The following is an 11,801-nucleotide window of genomic DNA, read 5'->3' as shown; positions in this document are numbered from 1 at the left end:
TTCTATTTTATTTGAATTGAAAAGATTTGTTTATCTTCTATAAATCCGGTTAATTTATCTTCAGGCATTACTCTACCTACTCCCGATGGAGTTCCGGTAAAAATAATATCCCCAATTTTTAAAGTAAAAAACTGTGAAACATAGGCAATTAACTCGTCTATTTTCCACAGCATCATCCCTGTATCTCCCTTTTGGACGGTTTCCCCGTTTTTTTCCAACCTAAAGTTAAGCATATTTATATCGCTTACCTCATCTATGGATAACCATTTTTCGCCTATTACAGCGGCGCCATCAAAAGCTTTAGCTTTTTCCCAAGGCAAGGCTTTTTCTTTTAATTTTTGTTGAAGATCTCTGGCCGTAAAATCTATCCCCAGGCCGATTTGATCGTAATATTTATAGGCAAATTTCTCCTGAATATGTTTCCCTACTTTTTTTATCTTAACCAGTACCTCAACTTCATAATGCACCTGATCAGAAAAGTCGGGGATAAAAAAAGGCTGGTTTTTAAGTAAAATAGAAGTATCCGGCTTTAAAAAAATCACCGGGTCTTCGGGCTTTTCGTTTTGTAGTTCAGAGATATGATCGGTATAATTTCTGCCAATGCAAATTATTTTCATCTTTTAACTATTAATCGGTTAAGGTGATTTTAAAGGCCGGTGAAGGAATCTCTCCTTTGAACACTGGATTGGAATTATCTAGATCCGTGATTTTTTTCCAGGCTTCTGTATCCTTGAAATAAGAAATAAAGTTTGAACTCTCATCTACAAGAACTCCTTTGAAAACCGGTAAATACTTCACTTGCCGCACATCTTTATACAATAGGGTATCTGTCTTTTTGAAAAGTCTATAATCATTCTCTTCAAGATACTCATTCTCTTTTATAAACAGATGTTCCACTGCTACGAAAAAACCTTCTTCAGGAATTGAAATCCGGTACTTAAGAAGTGAGATTTTAGTTTTAAAGCTATTGTTTCCCCTCTCGATAATTAAATTAGACCTTAATAAGTCTCCAGCCGGCTTTCCATTCTCACCAACTCCCAATATCCTTAACCGGAATTTTGAACTTCTATCGGGAACAATAGTTGTGGAAAAGAATCTAACCTCTACTTCTTCCAAAAAATACCCTTCTTTAAAATCTACAGGCCTTGCATAGTAACGGGCCACTATACTTGGAAACTGCCCCCCGCTAAAATTTCCTAAACCTATACTTTCCTTTCCGCGAAAATCATTGATTATTTCGGATTTATTTTCGGTTATATGGTATAACTGAACCTCAGCTAGTGTGTTTATATCCGGTTGCATTTTAACGACTCTGTTTTTAAGCGCTTTAATTTTTAGTCGTTTGGTTTTAAACCCCACAAAACTAAATTTTAATGAAGCTGAAGTATCTACCCCCTTTAGTTTAAAAGAAAACCTCCCGAGGAAATCAGTAGAAGTGCCCCTATGTTGATCTTCTAAAACGATATTTACATAAGGTAAGGGGTTTGAAGTAACAGAATTTACCACCTGACCTACCACAAGGTTTTCCTGAGCCAACAAAATATTGCAGCCCAATGAAAATAATACGATAAGTACTGATTTCATTTTGATCAGGAAAGTTTGTTATTTAGCTTTCTTAATTTTATTGCCGTCAGAACTTTTTTTGTGTATAGCGGGAAATCTGCATTTTGGATCCACCCAAAATAGCCAGGTTCGTCTTCCAATACCTTTTCTACATTTTTACCTCTAAATTTTCCGAAGGCAAAAACTTCATTACCTTTTTTATCATAGGCAATAAACCCCGCGAAATCTGCAAATTTATTTCTTGATGAATAATCGGCCAGATATTTCATATCGTTTTGCAAATCCTCATAGCGATCCAACTGCGATTTCAGCACTTCGTAAGTCGCCGTAGTATCGGCTTCTGCGCTATGGGCATCAATAAGGTCTTTCCCGCAGTAAAACTGGTAGGCGGCTGCTAAAGTTCGTTGCTCTTTTTTATGAAAAATAGTTTGTACATCTACAGCCACCACGTTTTTCATCTCAAAATCGACCCCGGCTCTTAAAAGTTCTTCTACCAGTAATGGAATATCAAAACGATTGGAATTATAACCTCCCAAATCACAGCCTTTTATCATCTCGTAAACCTGTGAAGCAAGTTCTTTGAACGTTGGCTCATTAGCCACTTTTTCATCTGAAATTCCATGAATGGCCACCACCTCTTTTGGGATAGGCATTTCTGGATTTACAAGCCAGGTCTTGCTCTCCTTATTTCCATTAGGATAAACTTTAAGGATGGCAATTTCTACAATACGGTCTTTGGCCACATTTGTTCCGGTGGTTTCCAGGTCAAAAAAACAAATGGGTCTGGTTAGATTTAATTCCATAAAAAGGAGCTTGATTTTGGTGGCAAAGATACTATAATTTATGGGCTTTGTTTTTAACACCTTCCATTTTTGAACGCTAATAAACAATAGTTGATTACATTTTTTATCTTTGAAATGAATAAAATGATCTGAAATGCTTAAATACCTGACTTATATTAGCAGACAAAGTCACGTGATCACCGATAAAAATTTAAAAGAATTACTCAGGATATCCCGAAGTAATAATAGTGCTATTGCAGTAACGGGAATGCTGATTTATTTCCAGGGAAGTTTTATACAGTACATTGAAGGAAGAGAGGATAATATTGACTGGTTATATAATAAAATTTCCCAGGACAAACGCCACCAAAGTATCACCCAAATTAGCTCTGGTTTTAGTAAAGAACGTGCCTTTTCGGATTGGTCCATGGCATTTAAAAAACTTCAGAGCAACGAGGCTACTGCTATTCTGGGTTATAAGAATCTGGAAACAGAACAACTTTTTGATGATGAAAAAAAACTTGAAGTTCATCCAGCATTGCGTCTTTTAAATAATTACATAAGGAACCTTTGATAAAAAAAAGGAGCAAAAACACTAGGTTTCTACTCCTTTTTACTCATCTTAATTCAATTTCTTGAAGGACTTTTTCAGTGCCCTCCATTTTAGGCAGCCTATTTTTCTGAACAATTCATCAGCTATATTTCGCGATTTTTATCAAAACCTTCTAAATACTGGGCTACTCGTTGTACAAACTGCCCCCCAAGTGCACCATTTACTACCCTGTGGTCATAACTGTGAGATAAGAACATTTTGTAACGAATTCCTATAAAATCACCATCAGGAGTTTCAATTACCGCAGGTACTTTCCTAATAGCCCCCAGTGCTAAAATAGCAACCTGTGGTTGATTAATTAACGGTGTACCCATTATACTACCAAAAGTCCCAACATTGGTAACGGTATATGTACCTCCTTGAATATCATCGGGCTTTAATTTGTTTTGACGTGCTCGGTTAGCAAGGTCGTTCACTTTTTTGGCAAGCCCTACCAAATTAAGTTGATCGGCATTCCTAATTACCGGCACAATTAAGTTACCATCTGGAAGCGCTGCGGCCATCCCGAGATTTATATTTTTTTTCTTAATAATTTTATCGCCATCCACCGAAATGTTGATCATCGGAAAATCACGAATCGCTTTGGCTACGGCTTCCATAAAAATTGGGGTAAACGTAAGTTTTTCACCTTCCTTTTTCTGAAAATCATTTTTATTTTTATTTCTCCAGTTCCAGATGTTGGTCACATCCACCTCAATAAATGACTGTACATGGGCAGAAGTCTGTGTACTTTCGATCATATGATGGGCAATCATTTTACCCATTCGGCTCATCTCTATAATTTCATCTTCCCCTGATGGTATTACTGTTTCAGATTTTGCTTTGGCTTCTGCCATTTTACCAGTATTCGCTGAAGCTGCCGTGGTAGCTTTTGGTGCCTGGTTAGCTGAAATTCCTGTGTCCCGGTTTTCAACGTAGCTAAGAATATCATCTTTGGTAACGCGACCATCTTTCCCCGTTCCTTCTATAGATTCCAGTTCATCAAGGCTGATGCCCTCCTCCTTGGCAATATTTTTCACCAAGGGTGAATAGAACCTGGAAGCCTCAGAAAAATCTTTGCTACCCGCAGTTTCTTTAGCGTTCTCCACTATTGTTGCTGCTTCATCAGCATATTCATCCTTCCTATCATCCTCATCGAGGTCAAGATCCAGTTCATCATCATTGTCAGCAGGAAGCTCGCCTTCGATTTCAATAATAGCTATAGTTTGACCTACCTGCACTACATCATCGGCTTCAAAGAGTCGCTCCACCAATGTCCCTTCTACTTCACTGGGAACCTCACTATCAACCTTGTCGGTAGCGATTTCAAGGACCGGTTCGTCGGCCTCAATGGTATCTCCAACTTCTTTTAACCAGTTGGTAATTGTTGCTTCGGCGACACTTTCGCCCATTTTTGGTAGCTTAAGTTCAAACTTTGCCATATCTATAATTGAAAGCTTATTTTCAGGTTTATGCTTGCGAATTTAATGAAAATTCAACTTCAGTAGTATTAAAAAATCAATAAAATGAATTTTTTATCTAATTTTTATGTTTCAGAAAGGAAATTCGCTTTCGGGTAAAATTACAATTTCAAATGCTGAAACTAAATTTTTGAATAGAAATATTATTGATTTCCCGGAAGTTTACCTGAATACTGAACTAAAAAAAGTCATAGCGTTTTAGGGTAAAAAAGTATTGAGATTTCAACTCTTTGTAGAATCCTCAAATGGAACCCGGTTAGTTATACTTCTTCCCAAGGTCACCTCATCGGCATATTCCAACTCGTCTCCCACTGAAATCCCACGTGCTATAGTGGAAGTTTTTACACCTGTGCCTTCCAATTGCCGGTAAATGTAAAAATTAGTAGTATCCCCCTCTAGTGTACTACTGAGAGCAAAAATGATTTCCTCTACTTTTCCAGCCTGTACTTTTTCAATTAAAGGTTTAATACTTAGCTGTGAAGGTCCAATTCCATCCATCGGGCTTATCTTCCCCCCTAAAACGTGGTAATGTCCACGGTACTGATCAGTATTTTCAATGGCCATCACATCCCTAATATCTTCAACTACACAAACAATTTCTGAATTTCGAGAAGTGTTGCTACAAATAGCACAAAGATCGGTATCGCTAATATTATAACAGTTCTTACAAAGTTTTATTTCAGTTCTAAGTTTAGTGAGGGCCTCTGCCAGCTGTTTGGTTTGAGATTCGGGCTGTTTAAGCATATGCAGGACCAACCTTAATGCTGTGCGTTTACCTATGCCGGGAAGTTGAGACATTTCATCTACGGCCTGTTCCAATAGTTTTGAAGAAAAATCCATAGAGCGAATTTAGGACTTTTAGCGCTCATTTCAAGGAAGCCAGTTAAAGTTTAAGCTTAATTTGTAAATTCGTCAATCAAGAAAATTAACTCCATGCAACCATACCAGATTTTAATTTTAATCGCCGCATATTTCGGACTATTATTTCTAGTTTCTTTCTTTTCAAGCAGGGCCGGCAGTAATGCTGAATTTTTTCGTGCCAATCGTGAGTCGCCCTGGTACATTGTAGCTTTCGGAATGATTGGCGCCTCGCTTAGCGGGGTAACCTTTATTTCATTACCAGGAACAGTGGCCACAGACAGTTTCAGTTATTTCCAGGTAGTTCTGGGGTATACTGTAGGTTATGCCGTAATAGGGCTCATTTTACTTCCACTCTATTACAGGTTGAACCTTACTTCTATTTATTCTTATCTGGAATCACGTTTCGGAACATATTCTTATAAAACAGGAGCTTCGTTTTTTTTACTTTCAAGAATAGTCGGCTCCAGCTTCAGACTTTTTCTAGTGGCGAATGTTTTACAACTTATTCTTTTTGATGAATTAGGAGTTCCCTATTATGTTACTGTTTCAGCCACTATTTTCCTTATCTGGCTATACACTTTTAGAAGTGGAATTAAAACTGTCGTATGGACTGATACCCTGCAAACGTTTTTTATGTTGTTGGCACTCGGAGTCACCTTAGTGGTCCTTTCAGATGAATTAGGCATTACTGCAGGGGGGATGATCAATCATCTATCCGAAAGCGGTTTGACTAAAATTTTCTTTTTCGAAGACTGGAAAAGCAGCGATCATTTTATAAAGCAGTTCGTAAGCGGGGCCTTTATCGCTATTGTAATGACGGGACTGGACCAGGATATGATGCAAAAAAACCTTACCTGTCGAAACCTAAAGGATGCTCAAAAAAATATGTTTTCCTTTACCATAGTACTCACCCTGGTAAATATGATGTTTCTAATCCTGGGAGTATTGCTCACCCAATACGCAGATTTGAGTGGAATTGACGCCATTAAAGATGAACTTTTTCCTGCTATCGCAACCGGCGGAGAATTGGGAATTGGGGTGGCGATTCTTTTTATTCTTGGACTTATTGCAGCAGCATATTCAAGCGCCGATGGCACTTTAACCGCACTTACTACTTCCTTCAGTATTGACATCCTGAATATCGAAAAGCGCTATGAAGAAACCAAACAAATGAGAATTAGGAAACAAATTCATATTATTATTTCTATTTTGTTTATTGCAGTAATGTTGATTTTTAAATATGCAATAGCTGATAAAAGTGTGATCAATAAACTTTTTGAATTTGCAGGATATACGTACGGTCCATTGCTTGGCCTATATACCTTAGGGCTATTTACCAATATTAAGGTAAAGGATAAATTCGTACCTATAGTCGCGATTTTAGCGCCAATTTTATCCTATATAATAAGTATAAACAGCCTAGTTTGGTTTGGCTTTGAATTCGGGTTCTTTATTTTAATCCTCAATGGATTTTTAACCCTATTGGGATTAATATTGATTCGTACCAAGCATCACTAAAGTGCAGGCAATTTCGACTTCAATATTCTCATCCCTGAGGATTTGATATAATTCTGGATTTTTTGTACCGGGATTGAAGATTACCCGAACAGGATGTAAGGATACAATATAATCATAATATTCTTGCTGCCTAGGTGGTCCGAGGTAGAGTGTGACGGTATCAATATTCTCAAAAGGGATTTTTTCGGTTTCTATTTTTATTCCTTCCACTTCTCCCTTTCTTAAACCAATGGCCACGGTAGGCTGATTATATCTCATCAGTCTTTTGATAGCAATATTCGAATATCGAGCTGGGTTTAACGAGGCTCCAAGGACCAAAGTTTTCTTCTCCATAACACAAATTTAGGTTTTCAACACAAGTGTAACAAAAATACTTTTAGTTAGTCTTTAGGGTAGCTATTGTTACGGGAATATAGATGTGATGGTTAGTAAACCCGAATCATAGCTTGAGGCTGTCTGAGAGGTTTTATTTTGTCAAATTGTACCTTCTTCCGAGTTTGGTTCAAAGATGATGATTGATAATACTCTTGGATGGCTTTTTCAAAAAAATCTTTTAGAATAATGTAACAATTCATTTTTATACTCGTCTATTATAGTAGAGGAAGGATCAAAATTAGTGAAAAACAGCTTTATCTATTATGCAATACAAAGTATAATGCATAACATTTTACAAGGGTCGTTCATCAATCAAAACCGGTAAATTCTAATCATCAACACTATGAATTTACCAAAAAAAAGATTCATGTATTATGTAATACAAGGATTTATTTTAAACATACTAATCATCAAAATCAATCAAAAAATGAAACAGTTATTTTTATTCTTAGCTTTATTTATAAGCAGTTTTGCTGCACAGGCAACAGAACCCGTAGGCAAAATTTCGGGTTTAGTTATAGACGCCGAACTGCAAGAGCCTATTCCCTACGCTACTATTAGCATTTTCGATATGGAAACCAAGTTGGTTTCTGGAAACACCTCTGCTATAGACGGGACTTTTACCATTGAGAAAATCCCTACTGGAACTTACCTATTTAAGATTCAGTTTATGGGTTACAAACCTTTTTCCAAAGAAATTGAAATTACCAAAAACCACAACACTCTCAATTTTGGAACTATTGAATTAGAGGCTGATGTAGCAATGCTGGATGGAGTTACAGTTATAGCTGAACGTACAACGATTGAACAAAGAATAGATCGAAAGGTAATCAATGTCGGAAAAGACCTTACCACCACCGGAGCCAGCGCTTCAGAAATAATGAACAATGTACCCTCTGTAAATGTAGACCAGAATGGAAATATTTCGCTACGTGGAAATTCCAATGTACGCATTCTTATAGACGGGAAACCAACCAGTATGGATGCTGCACAACTGCTAAAACAAATCCCTTCAACTTCGATTAAAACCATTGAATTAATCACAAATCCCTCAGCCAAATACAATCCTGAAGGGATGAGCGGGATCATCAATATTATACTCCATAAAAATGCCAATGACGGTTTCAACGGAAATCTGAATACCGGGGTAACAATCGGCGAAAATACCAGGTATAATGGTAGTTTAGATATGAACTACCGGAAAGGTAAACTGAATTTTTACGGAAATTTTGGTGCACAATTTGGCAAGCGTAAAAATCTTGGAAGAATCTATTTCACCGAAGATAATTACAGACAGGCTTTTGATATCATCAATTCCAGAGCTTCTTTTTTATACAAGCTTGGGGTAGATTTATATTTGAATGATAAGAATACATTTTCATTTTACACCAATCAAAATCATTATAACGGGGGGCCTTTAGGAGCCTTAAGAATTATTTACCCAAATAACCCTGAACTCAACCTTGCACAAATTATAGATGCTAACTACGATAATATCAACAGTACTTATAATTTTGCTTACGACCGGAAGTTTAATAAAGAAGGGCATAAAGTATTATTCGAATTAGATTATAACACCTTTGATGAAGATGAAAATTCGGTATTTAATTTCGAAGGAAACACCGAAGAACTTACAGATTACCGTGACCATGTTAAGGAAACCCGGGAAAATTTTATTGCCAATGTGGATTATGAAAATCCGCTCTCTGAAAACAGTAAACTGGAAGTTGGCGCCGAAGCCCGGCTTCTGGATACCGATAATCATTACAATACTACCAGCGACTTTCTAAACAATGCTACCTACCAGTATAAAAGAGATATCTATTCGTTTTATACCACATACGGACAAAATTTCGAAAGATGGTCATATCAGTTGGGTGCTCGTTTAGAGAATTTCAAGGTAAATGCTGTGTATAATGGCGAAAAAATCTTTACCGATGAATATTTCAATATATATCCAAGTGGTTTTCTAAACTATACCCCAAGCCAAGCGAATTCTTACCAGATTAGTTACAGTAGACGGGTTGACCGCCCAGGTTTTGGACAGGTAAGCCCTATTCGGGAGATAAGCACACCGAGGTTAACTGTTTCCGGAAATCCGGAATTAGACCCGCAATTCACCAATTCCTTAGAGTTTAATTATACGCGAAATATCAAAAAGAAGGGAAGTGTAACTGCCGGAATATTTTTCAGAAATATTAATGATGAGATCAGTCAGGTTTTTATAGAAGATCCCAATGAAGAAGGTTCGCTTCTGTTACAATTTGCCAATTTTGAAGATAATAATGCTTATGGTCTGGAGCTTGGCACCAATTATAAATTTACCGACTGGTGGAGTACCAATACCAATTTTGAACTCTACAGTCAGAAATTAAAAGGGGTAGTTGGAACATCATATTTAGAAACCAACAACACTGCCTGGACCTTTAGATCTAACCATACTTTTAAGGCCACCGATAAACTGACCTTTCAGTTATTCGGATTCTATAGAAGTGAAGCTAAAAACCTTCAAATGGATATGAACCCCATGTACTTTATGAATATTGGAGGGCGCTATTCATTTCTTGATGACAAGGCTACCCTTAGCCTTAATTTTAATGATGTATTTAATACCCAGGAATTTAGTTTTACCAACGGAAGGCCTTTACCACAAAACGGAAGGTTTAAAGGGGAAACCCAGAACGTGTACATCGGTTTCTCTTATCGATTTGGCGGTGGAAAAAACAGGGCTCTTAAAAGAAAACAAAGAGATGACAATGAAGCCGAAGGTGGCGGAATGTTTTAAGGAATTTTTTAGTTTGTAGTTTAGTTAGCCAAAAACCCGGTAATTGCTTACCGGGTTTTTATTTTATTTTATAAAGAACTAAGGCTTAAGCTTCTACTGCATACATCTTATCACGCTGTTCCTTTATTTTATTATCACTCATATACTCATCGAAAGTAGCATAACGGTCAATAGCTCCGCCAGGGGTTAATTCGATAACACGGTTTGCAACGGTTTGTGCAAATTCATGATCATGGGTAGTAAACATCACCGTTCCCTTAAAATTTTTCAATGAATTGTTAAATGCCGTGATGGATTCCAGATCGAGATGGTTGGTAGGTTCATCCAGCATCACTACGTTAGCTCTCATCATCATCATTCGGCTTAACATGCAACGCACTTTTTCACCTCCGGAAAGCACTCTTGAAGTTTTTAAAGCTTCTTCGCCACTGAACAACATTTTACCCAGGAAACCCCGAATATAAACCTCTTCCCTTTCTTCGTCGGTTTTAGCCCACTGTCTTAGCCAATCCACCAAAGTAAGATCGTTATCAAAATACTCTGAATTATCCAGGGGAAGATAAGATTGCGAAGTAGTTACCCCCCAAAAATATTTGCCAGAAACAGACTCCTGGTTACCATTTATAATTTCATAAAAAGCAGTTGTAGCCCTCGAATCACGAGAATAAACCACAACCTTATCTCCTTTAGCTAAGTTGATATTTACATTTTTAAATAATGTTTCCCCTTCAATGGAAGCTTCCAGTTTTTCTATATTCAAAATCTGGTCTCCCGCTTCACGCTCACGTTCAAAAATAATGGCAGGATACCTTCTACTGGAAGGTCTTATATCTTCAATATTAAGCTTATCGATCATCTTTTTACGCGAAGTAGCCTGCTTAGATTTAGCCACGTTTGCGCTAAAACGCTGAATAAATTCCTGTAATTCCTTTTTCTTTTCTTCAGATTTCTTGTTTTGCTGGGCACGTTGCCTGGCAGCAAGTTGAGAAGACTCATACCAGAAAGTATAGTTCCCGCTATAATGATTTATTTTTCCGAAATCAATATCTGAGATATGAGTACATACAGCATCAAGAAAGTGACGGTCGTGAGAAACCACAATTACGGTGTTATCGTAATTTGCCAAAAAATGTTCCAGCCAGGAAATGGTTTCATAATCCAAATCGTTGGTGGGTTCATCCATAATTAGCACATCTGGATTTCCAAAAAGCGCCTGAGCCAAAAGTACCCTTACTTTTTGTGTACCATCCAGATCTTTCATTAAAGTAGCATGATACTGCTCTTTTATCCCTAAGTTGGAAAGCAGAGAAGCAGCATCGCTTTCGGCATTCCAACCATTCATTTCTTCAAATTCTACCTGCAATACACCTACTCTTTCACCATCGGCATCACTAAAGTCTTCTTTGGAGTAGATCTCATCCATTTCTTTTTTGATCTTCGCTAAAGGTTGGTTTCCTAAAATCACGGTATCCAAAACAGGTGTATCGTCGTACAAATTGTGATTTTGCTCCAGTACAGACATTCGCTTACCCGGTTCCAGGTGCACACGGCCAGAAGTTGGCTCAGATTTGCCGGAGAGGATATTTAAGAAGGTAGATTTTCCGGCGCCATTGGCTCCAATTATTCCGTAGCAGTTGCCCTGGGTAAAAGTCGTGTTCACCTCATCAAACAAAACACGCTTGCCAAATTGAACCGAAAGATTAGATACTGAAAGCATAAAAATAGAATTTGTAAATTTTTGCAAAAATAGCCAAACTTAAAGACATATCTAAAGATTAACGTTTTTATTATTCTTTTAACTCCCGATTAACATTCAAGGTATTTGGCTCGGGCTATATTTGCTC

The 11,801-nt window shown here is 37.4% G+C and carries 10 protein-coding genes; 3 read left to right on the top strand and 7 right to left on the bottom strand.

Going from position 1 to position 11,801, the window contains the following annotated elements; translation table 11 throughout:
- Positions 1-2: 2 nt before the first annotated feature.
- From DET49_RS07695 to DET49_RS07685, 3 genes are read right to left on the bottom strand one after another with little or no spacing between them, the layout of a single operon-like run.
- Positions 3-617, bottom strand: coding sequence for a fumarylacetoacetate hydrolase family protein (locus DET49_RS07695; protein ID WP_133547517.1), 615 nt, complete (start codon positions 615-617; stop codon positions 3-5).
- A gap of 10 nt (positions 618-627) precedes the next feature.
- Positions 628-1,584, bottom strand: a complete 957-nt coding sequence (locus DET49_RS07690) for a carboxypeptidase-like regulatory domain-containing protein (protein ID WP_133547516.1) — start codon at positions 1,582-1,584, stop codon at positions 628-630.
- A 5-nt stretch (positions 1,585-1,589) separates the two neighbouring features.
- The gene (locus DET49_RS07685; RefSeq protein WP_133547515.1) at positions 1,590-2,366 is read right to left on the bottom strand and encodes a 3'-5' exonuclease; all 777 of its coding nucleotides are present in this window, start codon (positions 2,364-2,366) and stop codon (positions 1,590-1,592) included.
- A gap of 133 nt (positions 2,367-2,499) precedes the next feature.
- Here DET49_RS07685 and DET49_RS07680 point away from each other — a divergent pair, with 133 nt between their 5' ends.
- The gene (locus DET49_RS07680; protein ID WP_133547514.1) at positions 2,500-2,919 is read left to right on the top strand and encodes a BLUF domain-containing protein; all 420 of its coding nucleotides are present in this window, start codon (positions 2,500-2,502) and stop codon (positions 2,917-2,919) included.
- A gap of 122 nt (positions 2,920-3,041) precedes the next feature.
- Here DET49_RS07680 and DET49_RS07675 read toward each other — a convergent pair whose 3' ends face one another.
- Both DET49_RS07675 and recR read right to left on the bottom strand, forming a co-directional pair.
- Positions 3,042-4,379 carry a dihydrolipoamide acetyltransferase family protein gene (locus DET49_RS07675; RefSeq protein ID WP_133547513.1) on the bottom strand — a complete coding sequence of 446 codons (1,338 nt, stop codon included), beginning with the start codon at positions 4,377-4,379 and terminating at the stop codon, positions 3,042-3,044.
- Positions 4,380-4,640: 261 nt separating this feature from the next.
- Positions 4,641-5,258, bottom strand: a complete 618-nt coding sequence (gene recR, locus DET49_RS07670) for a recombination mediator RecR (protein ID WP_133547512.1) — start codon at positions 5,256-5,258, stop codon at positions 4,641-4,643.
- Positions 5,259-5,351: 93 nt separating this feature from the next.
- Between recR and DET49_RS07665 the strand changes: the two genes are divergently transcribed.
- A complete protein-coding gene (locus DET49_RS07665; RefSeq protein WP_133547511.1) occupies positions 5,352-6,797 on the top strand; it encodes a sodium:solute symporter in 1,446 nt (481 codons plus the stop codon).
- Here the strand turns inward: DET49_RS07665 and DET49_RS07660 are convergent.
- The gene (locus tag DET49_RS07660) at positions 6,768-7,130 is read right to left on the bottom strand and encodes a CoA-binding protein (RefSeq protein ID WP_133547510.1); all 363 of its coding nucleotides are present in this window, start codon (positions 7,128-7,130) and stop codon (positions 6,768-6,770) included. The genes DET49_RS07665 and DET49_RS07660 overlap by 30 nt on opposite strands.
- Positions 7,131-7,599: 469 nt before the next feature.
- Between DET49_RS07660 and DET49_RS07655 the strand changes: the two genes are divergently transcribed.
- Positions 7,600-9,957, top strand: coding sequence for a TonB-dependent receptor domain-containing protein (locus DET49_RS07655; RefSeq protein ID WP_133547509.1), 2,358 nt, complete (start codon positions 7,600-7,602; stop codon positions 9,955-9,957).
- Positions 9,958-10,042: 85 nt separating this feature from the next.
- On the opposite strand, the gene DET49_RS07650 is transcribed toward DET49_RS07655, so the two are convergent.
- Positions 10,043-11,674, bottom strand: a complete 1,632-nt coding sequence (locus tag DET49_RS07650; RefSeq protein WP_133547508.1) for an ABC-F family ATP-binding cassette domain-containing protein — start codon at positions 11,672-11,674, stop codon at positions 10,043-10,045.
- Positions 11,675-11,801 lie beyond the last annotated feature (127 nt).

The organism is Salegentibacter sp. 24 (assembly GCF_004362395.1).
Lineage (GTDB): Bacteria > Bacteroidota > Bacteroidia > Flavobacteriales > Flavobacteriaceae > Salegentibacter.
This window is presented reverse-complemented; position numbering and strand designations above follow the sequence as displayed.